This is a genomic window from Methylocystis sp. (genome assembly GCF_051061225.1).
Classification (GTDB): Bacteria; Pseudomonadota; Alphaproteobacteria; order Rhizobiales; family Beijerinckiaceae; genus Methylocystis.
Window position 1 is genome coordinate 59,870 of record NZ_JBPFEB010000082.1, and the last position, 15,361, is coordinate 75,230.

Annotated in this window: 14 protein-coding genes; 8 read left to right on the top strand and 6 right to left on the bottom strand. The window is 67.7% G+C overall.

Going from position 1 to position 15,361, the window contains the following annotated elements; translation table 11 throughout:
* Window positions 1-22: 22 nt before the first annotated feature.
* Window positions 23-619 carry a J domain-containing protein gene (locus ACR652_RS14455; RefSeq protein ID WP_434507173.1) on the bottom strand — a complete coding sequence of 199 codons (597 nt, stop codon included), beginning with the start codon at window positions 617-619 and terminating at the stop codon, window positions 23-25.
* Window positions 620-741: 122 nt separating this feature from the next.
* Between ACR652_RS14455 and ACR652_RS14460 the strand changes: the two genes are divergently transcribed.
* Window positions 742-1,053 (top strand): BolA family protein, encoded by a 312-nt coding sequence (locus tag ACR652_RS14460; protein WP_434507174.1) that lies wholly within the window; start codon window positions 742-744, stop codon window positions 1,051-1,053.
* A gap of 85 nt (window positions 1,054-1,138) precedes the next feature.
* On the opposite strand, the gene ACR652_RS14465 is transcribed toward ACR652_RS14460, so the two are convergent.
* From ACR652_RS14465 to ACR652_RS14475, 3 genes are all read right to left on the bottom strand, one after another.
* A complete protein-coding gene (locus tag ACR652_RS14465) occupies window positions 1,139-2,077 on the bottom strand; it encodes an FkbM family methyltransferase (protein ID WP_434507175.1) in 939 nt (312 codons plus the stop codon).
* 80 nt (window positions 2,078-2,157) lie between these two features.
* Window positions 2,158-4,845, bottom strand: coding sequence for a glycosyltransferase (locus ACR652_RS14470; RefSeq protein WP_434507176.1), 2,688 nt, complete (start codon window positions 4,843-4,845; stop codon window positions 2,158-2,160).
* 192 nt (window positions 4,846-5,037) lie between these two features.
* Window positions 5,038-5,334 carry a DUF6156 family protein gene (locus ACR652_RS14475; protein WP_434507177.1) on the bottom strand — a complete coding sequence of 99 codons (297 nt, stop codon included), beginning with the start codon at window positions 5,332-5,334 and terminating at the stop codon, window positions 5,038-5,040.
* A 145-nt stretch (window positions 5,335-5,479) separates the two neighbouring features.
* Between ACR652_RS14475 and ACR652_RS14480 the strand changes: the two genes are divergently transcribed.
* The 5 genes from ACR652_RS14480 (at window position 5,480) to ACR652_RS14500 (ending at window position 9,576) form a co-directional block, all read left to right on the top strand.
* On the top strand, window positions 5,480-5,944 hold the full coding sequence (locus ACR652_RS14480; RefSeq protein ID WP_434507178.1) for a hypothetical protein: 465 nt from the start codon (window positions 5,480-5,482) through the stop codon (window positions 5,942-5,944).
* Between the two features lie 91 nt (window positions 5,945-6,035).
* The gene (locus ACR652_RS14485; RefSeq protein ID WP_434507179.1) at window positions 6,036-7,193 is read left to right on the top strand and encodes a phosphoserine transaminase; all 1,158 of its coding nucleotides are present in this window, start codon (window positions 6,036-6,038) and stop codon (window positions 7,191-7,193) included.
* Between the two features lie 254 nt (window positions 7,194-7,447).
* Window positions 7,448-8,077, top strand: coding sequence for a L,D-transpeptidase (locus ACR652_RS14490; protein WP_434507180.1), 630 nt, complete (start codon window positions 7,448-7,450; stop codon window positions 8,075-8,077).
* A 146-nt stretch (window positions 8,078-8,223) separates the two neighbouring features.
* Window positions 8,224-8,514: a hypothetical protein gene (locus ACR652_RS14495; protein ID WP_434507181.1), complete on the top strand. Its 291-nt coding sequence runs from the start codon at window positions 8,224-8,226 to the stop codon at window positions 8,512-8,514.
* Window positions 8,515-8,622: 108 nt separating this feature from the next.
* Window positions 8,623-9,576, top strand: coding sequence for a DnaJ C-terminal domain-containing protein (locus tag ACR652_RS14500; RefSeq protein WP_434507182.1), 954 nt, complete (start codon window positions 8,623-8,625; stop codon window positions 9,574-9,576).
* A 15-nt stretch (window positions 9,577-9,591) separates the two neighbouring features.
* On the opposite strand, the gene mutS is transcribed toward ACR652_RS14500, so the two are convergent.
* A complete protein-coding gene (mutS, locus tag ACR652_RS14505; RefSeq protein WP_434507183.1) occupies window positions 9,592-12,249 on the bottom strand; it encodes a DNA mismatch repair protein MutS in 2,658 nt (885 codons plus the stop codon).
* 206 nt (window positions 12,250-12,455) lie between these two features.
* Window positions 12,456-13,388, bottom strand: coding sequence for a hypothetical protein (locus ACR652_RS14510; RefSeq protein ID WP_434507184.1), 933 nt, complete (start codon window positions 13,386-13,388; stop codon window positions 12,456-12,458).
* A gap of 283 nt (window positions 13,389-13,671) precedes the next feature.
* Here ACR652_RS14510 and ACR652_RS14515 point away from each other — a divergent pair, with 283 nt between their 5' ends.
* Together ACR652_RS14515 and ACR652_RS14520 are read left to right on the top strand one after the other, a co-directional pair.
* Entirely contained in the window at window positions 13,672-14,127 is a 456-nt protein-coding gene (locus tag ACR652_RS14515; protein ID WP_434507185.1) for a type III secretion system chaperone, read from the top strand.
* Between the two features lie 18 nt (window positions 14,128-14,145).
* A complete protein-coding gene (locus tag ACR652_RS14520) occupies window positions 14,146-15,216 on the top strand; it encodes a hypothetical protein (protein ID WP_434507186.1) in 1,071 nt (356 codons plus the stop codon).
* The last annotated feature ends 145 nt before the right edge of the window (window positions 15,217-15,361 follow it).

Consider the following 15,361-nt stretch of genomic DNA (forward strand, 5'->3'; position numbering starts at 1 on the left):
CCCCGGCGAAACGCGAAAAGCGTCAGGCGAGCCGCGCCGCCCTCAGCGTCTTATAGGCATGAATGATTTCCCGCAATTTTTCCTCGCGGGAGCGGTCGCCGCCATTCGCGTCGGGATGGTGACGCTTGACGAGCTCCTTGTAGCGCGCCCGGATCGCCTCGGGGCCGGGCATGTCGTCGAAGCCCAGCGCCGCCAGCGCCCGCATGGTGACCGGCGAGTAGCGCGGCTCCGCCTTCTCCGGGGCGCGGCGATGGTGGCGGGCGCGATACATGCCGAGCGGATCGCCGGTCGGACCGCCGTCCTCGCGAAAGCCCGTGGCCCCGCGCCGCGTGCCCATGGTCCAGGTGGGGCGGTGACCGACGGTCGCGTCCTTCATGTAGCGGGCGACGTCGTCATCCTTCATCCCGTTGAAATAATTGTATTTCGCGTTGTATTCGCGGACATGGTCGAGGCAGAAGCAGAAATATTGCCCCTCGCGCAGCCGCCCCATCGGGGCGCGATAGGCCCCTTCCGCCCCGCAGCCGGGGGAATCACATTTGATCGTCGTCGACCCGCGCTTCTCCTCGCGCGGCTCACGCTGCGTTCTGATGCGATCGAAGAGGGGCGAATTGAGATTCATTTCATTCCATTATGATGGCCATGGGTCCGGCTGCAAGCGTGGACCGCGCCAAATTTCTCCGGAGCCAAACTTGCAAGAGCGAGGCCGGCGGTTTAGCTGCCGGCGGGACGGAAGGAGTGATCATGACCGAACAGGGTAAAGCCGCTGTGAAAGGGCCGGTCTCGGCCAGCATCGAGAGCAAGCTGACGGCGGCGCTCACGCCGGTCTCGCTCCAGGTGATCGACGAGTCCCACCACCATGCGGGACACGGCCATCCCGGCGACAGGCGCCATGGAAAGGAGAGCCACTTCCGCGTCGAGGTGGTGAGCGCGGCCTTCGAGGGCAAGAGCCGGATCGAGCGTCACCGCATGGTGAACGCGCTGCTCGCCCAGGAGCTCGCCGAGGGCCTGCACGCCCTGGCGGTCACGGCGCGGGCGCCCGGCGAGGCGGTTTGAGGGGGGCGGCGGCAGCGCCCTATCGGCGGACGAAAGGCGACAAGAGAAAAGGTGAGAGACCGGTCCGGGTCTGTCGGATCGGCCTCTAGAACTGGAACCGCCCCAGGAAAATATCCGGCCGCGCGGGGTCGTTCGCGCTGTCGAGCGGCGTCGGGAAGGTCTGCTGGCTGGGCGCGAACGCATAGCGCCGCCGGCTGGCGAAGGACAGCTCGATCACGTCGGGCACGACGACATTCGCGATATTGACGAGGCTCCCAAAATTGTTTGCGTGAACGTGAACGACGGAAAAGACGTCGTTGAGCTTTTCGAAAACCGCGCGGGCGCGACAGTAGAACCCCGACTCCGACAGCCGCGACAGATCGTGGAATTCGCAGACGAACTGCGCGAGTTTCGACAGATCGGCCTTGCTGGCGTTCTCGAGAACGCTCCACTCGGCCCCCTCGATGTCCATCTTGAGGATGACACTTGCGGAGTCCACAAGAACATCCGCGAGAAGCTCGCCCAGCGTGACGTCGGTCGCCGAGGACGCCGTCGACACTTTCTTGCGATGAAAGGTCAGATTCGGGTGAGTCGAGGGCGCGGCGACGATCGTGTGGTCGAATTGCTGGACCGGAATTCCCTTTTCAGCCATGGCGACGTCCCAGCTGTCGTTGTCGCCGACGCCGAGGGACAGCGCCAGCCTCAGCGGCGCGACGTCGTCGAGCTGCACATAGCCGCCGTCATATGCGCTCCCGACCCTCGCTTTCGCGACGCCCGTCGCCTCCTGCGGCGAAAGCAGCCTCAAAAGGTCGAGAAGATAGCGCTGGGTTTCGGGCAAGCCCTGAGCCAAGCCGCCGATGACGCCGGAATGTGACGCAGCCTGCGAGAACGGCGCGGCCGCGGCCTGATGCCGGGCGATGTCGTCCAGCCTGTCCTGCAACTGGTCCAGACGATGGCTGAGCTCTCCAACGCGCCAGTCGAGATCGTTCTTGCTGGCCGGGAAGACAGCGCGCCGCCAGGTCCGGTAAGCGTCGAGAAGGGTCATGAGCGTCTCCGCGCGTCGCGCGTCAGGATGGGAAGGGGTGAGGGAGGCGGGCAAAAACCCGTGTTCATCCTTGCAGGAAATCAGGCTCGCGCCCGGATGAGCGCCGCCATTCTCTCTCCGACCCGTTCTCTGGACAGCTCGGCGGCGACATGCTTTCGCGCCGCGTCGCCCAATCTGGCCCGCAAGCCGGCCGAACTCTCCGCGAGGCGCAAGGCGCTCACGGCGTCGTCATGGCGCGGGGCCGCCCACCACTGGCCCTGCCAGGCGACATATTCGCCGTCGCCGACGGGACGCATGTCGTAGTCGACGAGAATGCTGTTGTCTTCGTTCATGAAGTCCACGTTGCCGGAGAAATTCGTCGCGATCGCCAGCTTTCCGGCCGCCATGCTTTCCGCGAGATTGAGGCCGAAGCCCTCCGCGCGATGCAAGGACACGCAAATGTCGGTCGCGGCCTGAAGCCGCAGCATGTCCGACGACGTCATGACCCCGTCGATGAGCCTCACATTCGGGTTCCGCGAAACCATGTCCTGCAACTCCGCTTCATAGGCCGCGCGGTTGCGCGCGCCATGGCATTTCACCAGCAGCAGCGGCGAGGAGTCGGTCTCGTCGGGAAAGGCGTCCGTGAAGGCGCGCACCGCGCCCAGAGGATTCTTGCGCTCGGGGAAGGAGTTGAAATCGAAGGTCGTCAGATAGAGAAGCCGGTCCGACGGGAGGGCGAGCGCCTTGCGCGCCTCGTCGGGGTCGAGATGATTCAAGGGGACGGGGAGCGGCAGGACGCGCACCGGCCGGCTCGTCGCCGATTGCAGGCTGTTGAAGACATATTGCGTCGACACCCAGATTTCATCGAGGGCGTCGCAGGCGCCGGACCAGACGCCGGGGAACACCGGCAGCTCCCAGAAGAACAGACCGATCCGTCGATTGCGGGAAAGCACGGCCGGGTCGATATGGCTCTGCAGATTGAGGACATTGTCGGCGTTGATCGCCAGCAGCGCCGTGCGGACCGCATTCCGCATCGACGGGCTGGCGGCGAACGGCACGTTGTTCTCGAAGCCGGGCGCCGGCGCGGAATGACAGGACATCGGCAGGCCCGTCGTTTCGAACGCCCCCGCCAGAGCGCGGCCGGCCTGACCCAGGCCGGTCTCCGCATGGAGGAAGCCGTAGATCGCCAGACCGGCGTCCTCCAGGGGGCCGGCTGTCATGGCGTTGGACGCTGCCGACAGGCCGGGCGCGGCCGCTCCGCGGGGCCGGGGCTCGATCGCGAACCCCCTTTCACCCAACCAGTGCTGAAACAGCTCCAGCCGCTTGGGATTGGCCTCGATCCCAAGGTCGGTCACGAGGCTGCTTCTCAATCGGGGCGGCAGGAGTTCGAACGCATAGGCGAGAGTCCACGCCAGCTCGTCTATCTTGTCCCTGGCCGGAAACAGCGACTCGAGCCGGCTTCTGACATGGAACAGGAGAAGCTTTCCGACGCGGCTCAGATCGGCGCGATTCGGCGCCCGGGCGCGGGAGATCCGGGACAGAAGCGGCCCGAGCTCCAACGCCGCTTCCGGCGTCTCGCAATGGGCCCAGGCTTCGCTGAGCTTGAGCCCCGGCAGATTGCTTCGCGCGCAATCGTTGACGATCCGGCGATCCTCCGAGGTCCTGAGCGAAAACTGCTCCTGAAGGTGTGGATGGGCGTAAAACAGTTCGGCGACGAGCCGGTTCACCTGGACCCCGGCGCATGTGAACCTGTCCGTCGGCTTGAGAAAGAAGCCGCGGTCGATGTCGAAGGGGGACTGGCCCGCCGGGATGTCCCAATCATAACGACGGAAACACGCCCTCATCGCGGGGAGGATGGGGACGCCGCTGTTCAACTGGCCAAATCCGTACGGCGTCTTCGAAAACAACTGCTCGCCATACTGATCCTTGGCGCGCAGCGAGGCGACATAGCCATCGAAAACAGGCTGGAGCGCGCCGATCGTGGCGCGGGTGAAGCGGTTCTGATGCTTCGAGAACTCCTGCGGCTTGTCTTTGTCGACGCCGCTGAAATGGACGAAACGGACGGGAGAGCCCGCGGCGAACAGCCTGCCGTCGCGACTCTCCACCGGCCTGTGAACGAGATTCCAGTAAGCGAGATTATATCCCGGATCATGCAGGATCCGCGTGCGCTCGATGAAGGCCGGCGCGAAGTCGCAGAAGCTCTGATCGACGAAAATTCCCCGTTGGAGGTCGACCAGACAATCCGTTTCCAGCCATCCGCGCCACCAGGACAGGAACGCGCGCGCCGACGGCGAATTGCGAAAGGCGGCGAAGCCGAGATTGTAAATTCCCGCCCGGGCGATTTCGAGATCGCCGGGCACGAGGCCGTCGGAAAGCGGCTGCGTGATGTGGGGCGTCAGCACGCAATCGTCGCCGCCCGCGAGAAAACCGAAAATCTCGTCGAGCGGCTCCAGAACGAGAATATCGGGGTCCAGATAGCACGCGCGCTCGACGCCGAGCCGGTCGAACAGATAGTCGAAACAATGCGGTTTGACCGCCGTGTTGAACTCCATGATCGAGTAGCACGCGGCCATCCGCTCGTAATCCGGGACGATCTCGTCATCGATGACGATGATCCGCGCATCGTCCAGCGCGTCGAGGATGGGCTGGGGACGATCGGCGACGAACACAAACAGCGGGAGGTCCGGATGATGTCGCCGCAAGGACTCCATCAAGGTCGCGGCGTAGGGAATGTAATTCCAGGAGCAGATCGTGAAGATGGCGCGATCCGCTGAAGCGTTTCCGGTCATGCGAAAGCGACCCCCTTCTCCTCGGCGCCGCCCATGTGGCGCCGTCGGAGCTATATCTTAACTATAGTAACCTGGGTCTTAGCTATAAGAAGCGGTCGAGAAACGCAAGCGTCGCGCGCAGATGCGCGGATTCGGGAGACGCGGCGCCCGCGCGCCAATCACGTCAAGTCGCCGCCGATGGCCGCGCGCGCGTCACGCCCGTATGGGCGCGCCCGCCTCGTCGCAGGCGAACTCCGTCTCCTCGTCGCCAAGCGTCACGCGCGCATGAGCGAGCGTGCCGTCCGCCCGGTAGCGATAGACATGGACGAGCTCCGGCTCGCCATAGACGAGCTTCTCGACGCTCACGAGCCGCCCCTCGGGATCGTAGGCGGCGCGGAAATATGTGTTGCGGTTTTCGAGCTCCGGGGGCTCCAGCGGCCCGACCAGATTGAGCGGCAGGCGCACGCCGCTGTAGGTGAGAAAATAGCGGTAAGCCGGCTCTTGCGTCATGGCGCGCTCCTCCCTGTTTTCCGTCGCGGTGAGAAATCGGCGCCAGGGCGCCGCCGGCACGGCGCTTGCGGAAAGCGGCCCGAAAGGCCCGGAAACGGGTCCGCTTTGTCGCAACCGCGACAGAAACCCCAAAGGAGTGCGCGAAATGAGACTGGCCGAAGCCTACGCCAATGCAACCGTCGAAGAGATTGCGGCGGCCCTCGCGGGGGGCAAGCTCGTGCTCTATTCCGTCGGCCGTCCGCCGACGCCGGATCACCCCGTGACCCGCAGTTCGGCGCTCGCCGAATATGTCTTCGCGAGCCCGGCCTTCGACGCGGCTCAAACCCCCGCCTTCTCGGCCAATCCCACGCCCGCGGCCTCCGTGGGCACGCCGGGCTGGGCGCGCGCCTATGCGGCCGGGGGCGCGGCGGTCGCCGATTTCTCCGTCGGCCCCGGCGCGACCGACGTCAAGCTCGACAGCGTCTCCGCGACCCCCGGCTTCCCGCTGAAGGTCGTGTCGATCGCCATCTCTCTGCCGGCGGAGGACGTCAGCTGGGAGAAGACCGGCTACGGCCATGTCTACATGACCGGCTCCGACAATCCCTGGCGCAAGGTTTCCGTGCGCGGCTGAGCCGGGTCGGGGCGTCTTGACGATCGGAGATCGAGCGCGTAGCGCGGGGCCGCTTTCTTGAAAGGCCCCCGCCCACGTTCAGGACGACCCCATGGCGACGCCCAAACCCGGCCGCAAGCCGGTCAATCCGCGCTTTTCCTCGGGGCCCTGCGCCAAGCGGCCGGGCTGGTCGCCGGGCGCGCTGGCCGGGGCGCTGGTCGGGCGCTCGCATCGCTCCGCCGCCGGGCGGGAGCGGCTCGCCCGCGCGATTCGCCTGACCCGCGACGTCTTGCGCGTTCCGGCCGGGCACCGCATCGCCATCGTGCCGGCCTCGGGCACGGGCGCGGTGGAAATCGCGCTCTGGTCGCTCCTCGGCCCGCGCGGCGTGGACATCGCGGTCTGGGACAGCTTCTCGGCGGATTGGGCGAGCGACGTCGTCGCGCAGCTCAGGCTCGCCGACGTGCGGACCCTGACCGCTCCCTATGGGCAATTGCCGGACCTCGGCCAGATCGATTTCGCGCGCGACCTCGTCTTCGCCTGGAACGGCACGACCTCCGGCGTGCGCGTTCCGGACGCGACATTCATCCCGGACGACCGCGAGGGGCTCACGATCTGCGACGCCACCTCGGCGGCCTTCGCGCAGGCGCTGGATTTCGCCAAGCTCGACGTTACGACTTTCAGCTGGCAGAAGGTTCTGGGCGGCGAGGCCGCGCATGGCGTGCTGATCCTTTCGCCGCGCGCCGCCGAAAGGCTCGACTCCCACGTCCCGGCCTGGCCGATGCCGAAAATTTTCCGGCTCACGAAGAACGGCCGGATCAACGAGGCGATCTTCACCGGCGAGACCATCAACACCCCCTCCATGCTCGCCGTCGAGGATTATCTGGACGCGCTCGGCTGGGCGCGCGCCCTCGGCGGGCTCGGCGCGCTTCAGGCCCGCTGCGACGCCAGCGCCGGCGTCGTCGCCGACTGGGTGGCCCGCACGCCCTGGATCGACCATCTCGCCCGCGACCCCGCGACGCGCTCCAACACCTCCGTCTGCCTCGTCTTCTCCGACGAGAGCGCGGCCCGCGCCGACGCCGGGCGGGCGGCGCTGGCGGCGAGGATGGTCGCGCTGATCGAGGCGGAAGGCGCCGGCTTCGATTTCGGCGCCTATCGCACGGCGCCCCCGGGCTTTCGCATCTGGTGCGGGGCGACCGTGGAGGCCGCGGACGTCGCCCTTCTGACCGAGTGGCTCGACTGGGCCTATCGGGAGGCGACCGCTCTCGCCTGAGCGTTGTGCGGCGCAGCATCAGGCGGCGCGAACTCCCCGCGCGCCGCCGCGCGGCGTCGAGCCGGGCGTCGACATTAACCTCCTGGAAAGGAACTGTTGCAGGAAGGTCACTGTGTCGGGCCGAAACGCCCGGAGAGGCCGCTTCGCGCTTGCGAAGCCCGGACGCCTGCGAGACTAATCGACGCAGTCGCCCGTTCGCGCTGCGCCCCGCGTCGCGAACCTTCGCCTTCCTTCAAGCCAACATGGGTTCCTTTATGCGACGGCTCGTCCTTGCATCGCTCTGCTTTTTCGCCGTCTCCGGCGCGCTTTCCACGCCTGTCCATGCGCGCGCCGCCGCGCCCGTCGCCCCGGCGCAGGACCTCGATCCGCTGACCCTGCTGTTTGGCGGCGACGCCGCGACGCCGGCCGCTCCGAACGGTCCGGACGGACGCCCGCAGGCCGTCGCCATTCCGCGCGAAGTCGTGGCCTTCGAGGGCAATCAGGCGCCCGGCACCGTGGTCGTGAACACGAGCGAGCGTCGCCTCTATTACGTTCTCGGCAATGGCCAGGCCATCCGCTATGGCGTCGGCGTTGGCCGTCCCGGCTTCGAATGGTCGGGCGTGCGCTTCGTCTCGTCGAAGCGCGAATGGCCCGACTGGACGCCGCCGTCCCAGATGCTGAAGCGCCGCCCCGACCTGCCGCGCCACATGGACGGCGGGCTCAGCAATCCGCTCGGCGCCCGCGCCATGTATCTGTCCGGATCGCTCTACCGCATCCATGGCTCCAATGAGCCGGAGACGATCGGCCAGGCCGTGTCCTCGGGCTGCATCCGCATGACCAACGACGACGTGGTCGACCTCTACAATCGCGTGAAGGTCGGAACCCGCGTGGTGGTGACCCGCTAAGGCGCCGCCTCCCCGAACGGTTTCAGGAAACGGCCGGCCGCTGCGCCGGCCGTTTTGCTTGAGGGCGGGCGGAACTTTGCCGCCGCCGGAACATGGGCGCGCGCCGCCGCGTTCGCTCGACATGGACGACACCCAGGAAGGCGACCATGAAAGTTCCAACGCTTGGCGCCGCGCAGATCGAACAGGCGCTGATTTCCCCCGCCTCGGTTTTTGACAGGCCCGATGAAATCGTCGACACGCCGGCGCTCGCAAGGATCATGAAGATCGAACTTCTCAAGCGCTGGGAGCTCGACGCGCGCGCGCTTCAGCGCGCCACGGAGGAAAACATGTGCGGCGGCGAGTCGACGGACATCGACGCGGTCAACGCCGCGCTGCTGAAGCTCGACCCCGAGGGCAAGGCGCTCGCGGATTTCCAGAAAACGCCGACGAAGCTCTGATGCGCGCCGCTGGCGCTTGCGTCACGACCGCGCTTCTCCCACATTATGTGACAGACATTTGCGTCCGCGCCGACCGGGCGGGCGCCTGCATGGGCTGACTGGACCAAAATGCGCGATCCTTACGACGTTCTCGGCGTTTCCAAATCTGCGAGCGCGGCCGACATCAAGAAGGCCTATCGGCAGCTCGCCAAGAAATATCATCCCGACCGCAACAGGGACGACGCGAAGGCCAAGGAGCGCTTCGCGGAAATCAACACGGCCTATGAGATCGTCGGCGACGAGAAGAAGAAGGCCCAGTTCGACCGCGGCGAAATCGGGCCGGACGGCAAGCCGCGCGGCTTCGAGGGTTTTGGCGCGGGGCCGGGGGGATTCTCGCGGGCGTGGCGCGGGGCCGGCGCCGCCCCGGGCGAGCAGCATTATGACTTCAATTTCAGCGGCGGAAAGGCCGGCGGCGCCGGCTTCGACCCGAGCGATCTCTTCGCCGATCTGTTCGGCGGCGGGCGCAGGCGCGCCCAGGCCGCGCCGACGCGCGGCGACGACGTGATCGCCACGGCGACCGTGCCGCTCGAAACCGTGGCGCGCGGCGGCTCCGCCCGGGTCATTCTGCCGAGCGGCCGCACGCTGGAAGTGAAAATCCCGGCGGGCGTCGAGGACGGCCAGCAGATTCGCCTGCGCGGCCAGGGCCAGCCCGGTCTGCGCGGCGGCGAGCCCGGCGACGCGCTGGTGACCGTCAAGATGGCGGCGCATCCCTGGTTCAGGGTGGAGGGGCGCGATCTGCGGCTCGATCTGCCGGTCACGCTCTATGAGGCGGCGCTCGGCGCGAAAGTGCCGACCCCCACGCTCGACGGCAAGGTGGAGCTCGCCGTGCCGGCCGGCTCCAATGGCGGACGGGTCCTGCGGCTGCGCGGAAAGGGCCTGCCGGCGACGGAGAGCAAGCCGGCGGGCGACCTCTATGTGTCGCTGAAAATCATGCTGCCCGAGGAGCCCGACGCCGAATTCGAGGCGCGGATGCGGGAGCTGCGCGAGCGCCATCACTACGACCCGCGCCGGAAGATGGGGTGAGCGCGGGGGATCGTTTCAGACTTTCCCCTTCAGCTCATAGAGCGCCGCCAGCGCCTCGCGCGGACTGAGCTGATCCGGGTCGACCTTCGCCAGGGCTTCGCGCAGCGGGTCCTTCGGCGGGGCGGCCTCGGCGACCCGGCTGAACAGCGGCAGATCGTCGATCAGCGCCTCGACCGGCGCGCGGCGGTCGGCGGCTTCGAGTTCGGCGAGAATCGCATGGGCGCGGGCGACGACGCTCGCCGGCAGGCCCGCGAGCTGCGCGACATGCACGCCATAGGAGCGGTCCGCCGCGCCCTCGACGACCTCGTGCAGAAACACCACCTCGCCGGCGTGGTCCGCCACCTTCATGGTGAGGTTGAGCAGCCGGCCCATGCGCTTGGCGAGCTGGGTCAGCTCGTGGAAATGCGTGGCGAAGATCGCCCGCGACCGGTTGACCTCGTGCAGATGCTCGATCGTCGCCCAGGCGATGGACAATCCGTCGAAGGTCGCCGTGCCGCGGCCGATCTCGTCGAGAATGACCAGCGAGCGCGGCGTCGCGCCGTTGAGGATCGCCGCCGTTTCGACCATTTCGACCATGAAGGTCGAGCGCCCGCGCGCCAGATCGTCGGAGGCGCCGACGCGCGAGAACAGACGGTCGACAACGCCGATGCGGGCCTCCCGCGCGGGCACATGGGAGCCCGACTGGGCCAGGAGCGCGATGAGGGCGTTCTGGCGCAGGAAGGTCGACTTGCCCGCCATGTTCGGCCCGGTCACGACGGCGATGCGCCCGGCGCGCGCGCCGGAGAGATCGCAGTCATTGGCCGCGAAGGCCTTGCCCTGCGCCTCCAGGGAGGCTTCGACGACCGGGTGGCGACCGCCGACGATCCTGAAATCGAGCGAATGGTCGACATGCGGGCGCGTCCAGCCGCGCTTCTCCGCGACCTCCGCCAAAGCGCCGAACACATCGAGCCGCGCGAAGGCCAGCGCGAGCCCTTGCAGCGCGTCGGCGCGCGCGAGAACGGCGCTGGCCAGCGCATCGAAGATCGCGAGCTCGCGGGACAGCGCGCGATCGGCGGCGGAGGCGATGCGGCCTTGCAGCTCGACAAGCTCGCGCGTCGAGAACCGCATGGCGTCGGCCATGGTCTGGCGATGGGTGAAAGTGTCGTCGAAGGGCGGACGCAGGAGCTTCTCGCCCTGCGCGGCCGGAACCTCGAGGAAGAACCCCAGAAAATTATTGTGCTTGATCTTGAGCCGCGTTCCCGTCGCCTCGGCATAGCGGTTTTGCAGCGAGGCGATCACCACGCGGCTTTCGTCGCGCAGGGCGCGGGCTTCGTCGAGCTCGCCGTCGCAGCCCTCGCGGACGAACTCCCCGGACCGCCTGTCGAGCGGCACGCTCTCCCTGAGGCTGACCGCAATCTGGCTCGCGAGCGCCATATCCGCCCCGGCGAGCGTCTCGACGTCGCGCTGGATTTTCTCTGGCGCGCCCAGGCCGTCGAACAGGCTGGCGATGTCGCGCGCGGCGATCAGCGCCGCGCCGACGGCGGCGAGATCGCGCGGGCCGCCGCGTTGCAGCGACAGGCGCGAGACGGCGCGGGCGAGATCGGGCGCGCGGGCCAGTCTTGCGCGCAGCGCCCCCCGGGCTTCCGGGTGATCGAGAAGAAAGGCCAAAGCGTCGAGGCGGGCGCCGATCAGCGCCGGATCGGTCGAGGGCGCGGCGAGGCGCTCGGCGAGAAGCCTCGCGCCAGCGGACGTCACGGTGAGGTCGACGACCGACAGCAGCGCGCCCTCGCGCGCGCCCGTGAGCGTTCGGGCCACTTCGAGATTGGCGCGGGTCGCGGCGTCGATGTCGAGCGTCGCGCTGTCGCGCAGGCTCGTCGGCCGGGCCAGCGCCGGCCGGCTCCCTTTCTGCGTGCGCTCCACGTAGAGAATGGCGCAGGCGGCGGCGGCGCGTTCCGCTTCGCTCAGCGCGCCGAAGCCGTCGAGCGTGGCGACGCCGTAGAACGCCATCAGCCGCCGGTCGGCGTCGCCCCCCTCGCGGCCGAGCGCCGTGACCGGCGCGCCCGCGCTCGCCAGCGTTTCGGAGAGATCGCGCAACAGGCTCTCGGCGGCGACGATCTCGCGCGGCTCCAACCGCGCCAGCAGGGACGCGAGCTCGGCCGACGCGCAGTCGGCGACAGAGAAGGCGCCCGTTGAAATGTCGAGGCTGGCGACGCCGTAGCGCCAGCCGCCGTCGGCGCCGCGCACGCGCGCCACCGCCGCGAAGGCGTTGGCGCAGGCGGGATCGAGCAGCGCCTCCTCGGTCACCGTGCCGGGCGTGACGAGCCGCACCACGTCGCGCTTGACGACCGATTTCGCGCCGCGCTTCCTGGCTTCGGCGGGGTCCTCGATCTGCTCGCAGACGGCGACGCGATGGCCGAGCGAGATGAGCTTTTGCAGATAGTCGTTGGCGCGCTCCACCGGCACGCCGCACATCGGAATGTCCTCGCCCAGATGCTTGCCTCGCTTGGTGAGCATGATGCCGAGCGCGCGGGACGCTGTTTCCGCGTCCTCGAAGAACAATTCGTAGAAATCGCCCATGCGGTAGAAGAGCAGGCTGTCCGTATTGGCCGCCTTGATCTCGATATATTGCGCAATCATAGGCGTCGCGCGCGCGGCCTCGCCGGCGCGGGGCTGATCCGGGGCTTTCTGGGTCATGCCGCCAGTCTAGCCGCCGGCGGGCCGGCGCGCCACGCCGCCCCCGATCGTCCCTGTGGACCACGCGCAAAAAAAGCCCCGGAAAACCGGGGCCTTTTCTCGTCTCAACGCCGCCGCTACCGCCACAGCGCCAAGAGGATGATGATCGGGATCGGCACGCCGAGCAACCACAGAAGAACCGAACGACCCATTCCCTTACCCTCCACCTACCAGCGCATGAGCGCCGAAAGACCGATGTTTTCGTCGCGATGGCGCCCGCCGAGCGCGGCGCCGCCCCAGGCCGAGGCCGCCGCGAGCAGCATGGCGGCGGCGGCGATGAAGCTCGCCAGAATCCCCGCCTTGCGCGCCTTGTCCGCCGTCTCCTTCGCCTTCGCGTTGTCGTCGCGCACCTGCTGCGCCAGCGCGTCGACGCGGCCGCGCGCGTCCTGCGGCGAAGCGCCGGTTTCGGACGTCAGCACATTCTGCAGATAGGTCCGATCCTCCTGGCTGATGTCGCCGGTCGCCTGGCCGCGCGCGACGATACGCGAAACGATCTGGCGCGCGTCGGCCACGGACGCCGCCGGAGCCTGAGCCGCGCCGAAGCGCCCGCCGCCGCCGCCGCCGGTCGCGCCCATGCGCATATTGCCGTCGCCGCGCATCAGCGCGTCGACCCGGTAGTCCACCGGATTGGTCACGCCGCTCTTTTGCGCCTGATCCTTCGCCGCCTCGACCCCGGCCTTGCCCACGTCGTAGAGCGAGGAGCCGGCCGCGTAGGCGATGATCAGCATGGAGGTCGCCCAGACCACGAGCCCATGGGCGCCGTCGCGCACCTCGGCCTCGTCGCGGGGCGTGTCGACAGCGCGCCGGCGCAGGCGGCCGCACACATAGCCGCCGGCCGCATAGCTCGCGACCGTGATCCACAGCACCCACAGCGCCAGGGCGATGGCGTGGGTCAGGGGCGAGGCGCCCTGATAGGGCGAGGCGAGCGACAGGCCGATGCCCGAGCCGAACGCCGCCATGACGAAGACAATGGCGGTCGCGACGGCCACGCCCGCGAGGATCGCGCCCCAGTCGACGGCGGTGAAACGGGACAGTCCGAGCCCCTCGGCCATGGGCGTCGCGGGCGACGCCGGCATGCCGGAACGAATGACGTCTGACATCGCAGCCTCCTAGCGCAGACCGAGCAGAGACAGGATCGCCATGACGATCACGAGCAATCCGACGAGATAAATGATGCTGTTCATCCTGGCCTCCTCGAGGGCGCGTCGCCGCGCGCGTCAGCGCGCGAGAGTGCTCGAAACCCGGGGGCGGGTTCGAATGTTCCGATCCCCGGAACGGAACGCCGCTAACGAATTCGCTAGGTTTGCGCGTTTACTGTCACGCTTGTGACAGCACGCCTGTCGGCCTCGTGCACTATCGCTTTCATGCAACGGAGAGACGCGAATGCGGGATATCGATGAAGCCATGTCCGAACTGGCGACGGCCGCCGGGCTCGCGGATTTTGGATTCCATCCCAATGGCCGGGCGACGCTTTTCTTCGACAGCACGATCGAGGTCGTCTTCATTCGGCTGGACGCCGAGACGCTTGAACTTGCGGTCTACCTCGACCTGCCCGCGCCGCGCGACGCGGACATGCTGCGCGCGCTGCTCCACGCCAATCATCTTGGCGAGGCGACCGGTCCCGGCCGACTGGCGCTCGATACGCAGGACGACGCCGTCGTGTTCTGCGAGCGATTGCGCGTGACCGAACTCGACGCCGGACATCTCGAGTCGCGGCTGCTGGAATTCGTTCGGCACGCCCGCTTCTGGCTGTCCGACGAAGGAACCAAATTGGTTCTCGGCGATGGCGTCGGGACGGGAGACGTCACCCTCCCCCGCGACGTTGTTCTCTGGGCCTGATCGAAAGGGACAACTCGAATGAGCGGTATTTTCAACGTTTTCAAGACAGCCTCGCCGCGCGCCTCCGCCGGGGTCACTCAAAGACAGGGGGAGATCGGCGGCCACCGGGTTCAGGTGGGCGGCGCGGATCACCGTCGTCATTTCGTGGGCCGCGCCGGCCAGAAGATCGCCAAATTCTTCATGGCGATCGGCCAGGCGCCGGCGTCGCTGAGGCGCGCCATCGCCGATCGCAAGGAGAAGAAGCAGGCCGAGAAGGCGGAGCAGGCGCTGATCCTCAGCCTGGAAACGGCGCTCAAGCAGCAGTCGGCGCTGAAGGACGCCCTGCCGCCGGGGGTCTCGATCGACTTCCATGGCGCGATTTCCGGCAAGGTGCAGTCGACATCCCTGGGCGTCTCGGACTTTCCAATCTATGCAATGCGAAAGGGCTTGTCGCTCTCGCAGGAGATCGAGCGGCAGGTCCACACCAGTCAGATGAAGGATTGCGACGCGCTTCCGGTCGGTCCGGACGGCAAGAAACTTCAGGCGCCCAGCAGAGGCTACACCGACATGGGCCGCATCCGGACCCAGATCGGCGGCTACGACAGCGAAGCGCACACTGACAAAACCCAGGAAGCGCGTTCCGACCTCGCCGTCGTGGAACTGTCCAGGCTCCTGGGCAGCGACAAACAGGCGGCGATGGCGACGGCGCTGTTCTCTCAGGACATCGCCCGGCTCTTCGTCGAAGGATACAAGGACGAGAACAACAAGCCGGTCATGCTCGTGGCCGACCTGAACAAGACCGGCGCCACGAGCGCTTTCCGTAACCGGGATGGCGAGGTGACGGGCATCGTCAGCGAAGGACTCGGCAAGGTCGTTTATGATTTGAAGCCGAGAGCCGACGGTCTCGTCGATGTGCGCATGAGCTGGAACGCCTCGATCACGGGCACGAAGGACGACCAGAACCAGACCCACGACCTCCCCGGCATGGGCGGTTCTCCCCTGCTGTTCAGGAGCGAGCTGACCTTCACGGCGGACCTGAGAGGCGACGCCCTGAAAGTCATTGGCGACGCGACGTTGAGCGCCGAGGTCGAAGGCCATATGGCCGTCTGACCTCCTGCGCGGGGCGCGGCCGCCGCCTCCCCCGGCCGCGCCCCAAGGGACGCTTCCCGCGCCGCTCCGCAGCGGCGCCGGAATATGTTGAGAACGCGCCCGCTTCGGCGGTAATGTTGCGACGCAAAATCGCGCATAGCCGGAA

What these genes read in the sequence shown, in the direction of transcription:
- ACR652_RS14455 (WP_434507173.1), bottom strand. Translation starts at nt 619, where the DNA reads ATGAATCTCAATTCGCCCCTCTTCGATCGCATCAGAACGCAGCGTGAG.
- ACR652_RS14460 (WP_434507174.1), top strand. Translation starts at nt 742, where the DNA reads ATGACCGAACAGGGTAAAGCCGCTGTGAAAGGGCCGGTCTCGGCCAGC.
- ACR652_RS14465 (WP_434507175.1), bottom strand. Translation starts at nt 2,077, where the DNA reads ATGACCCTTCTCGACGCTTACCGGACCTGGCGGCGCGCTGTCTTCCCG.
- ACR652_RS14470 (WP_434507176.1), bottom strand. Translation starts at nt 4,845, where the DNA reads ATGACCGGAAACGCTTCAGCGGATCGCGCCATCTTCACGATCTGCTCC.
- ACR652_RS14475 (WP_434507177.1), bottom strand. Translation starts at nt 5,334, where the DNA reads ATGACGCAAGAGCCGGCTTACCGCTATTTTCTCACCTACAGCGGCGTG.
- ACR652_RS14480 (WP_434507178.1), top strand. Translation starts at nt 5,480, where the DNA reads ATGAGACTGGCCGAAGCCTACGCCAATGCAACCGTCGAAGAGATTGCG.
- ACR652_RS14485 (WP_434507179.1), top strand. Translation starts at nt 6,036, where the DNA reads ATGGCGACGCCCAAACCCGGCCGCAAGCCGGTCAATCCGCGCTTTTCC.
- ACR652_RS14490 (WP_434507180.1), top strand. Translation starts at nt 7,448, where the DNA reads ATGCGACGGCTCGTCCTTGCATCGCTCTGCTTTTTCGCCGTCTCCGGC.
- ACR652_RS14495 (WP_434507181.1), top strand. Translation starts at nt 8,224, where the DNA reads ATGAAAGTTCCAACGCTTGGCGCCGCGCAGATCGAACAGGCGCTGATT.
- ACR652_RS14500 (WP_434507182.1), top strand. Translation starts at nt 8,623, where the DNA reads ATGCGCGATCCTTACGACGTTCTCGGCGTTTCCAAATCTGCGAGCGCG.
- mutS (WP_434507183.1), bottom strand. Translation starts at nt 12,249, where the DNA reads ATGACCCAGAAAGCCCCGGATCAGCCCCGCGCCGGCGAGGCCGCGCGC.
- ACR652_RS14510 (WP_434507184.1), bottom strand. Translation starts at nt 13,388, where the DNA reads ATGTCAGACGTCATTCGTTCCGGCATGCCGGCGTCGCCCGCGACGCCC.
- ACR652_RS14515 (WP_434507185.1), top strand. Translation starts at nt 13,672, where the DNA reads ATGCGGGATATCGATGAAGCCATGTCCGAACTGGCGACGGCCGCCGGG.
- ACR652_RS14520 (WP_434507186.1), top strand. Translation starts at nt 14,146, where the DNA reads ATGAGCGGTATTTTCAACGTTTTCAAGACAGCCTCGCCGCGCGCCTCC.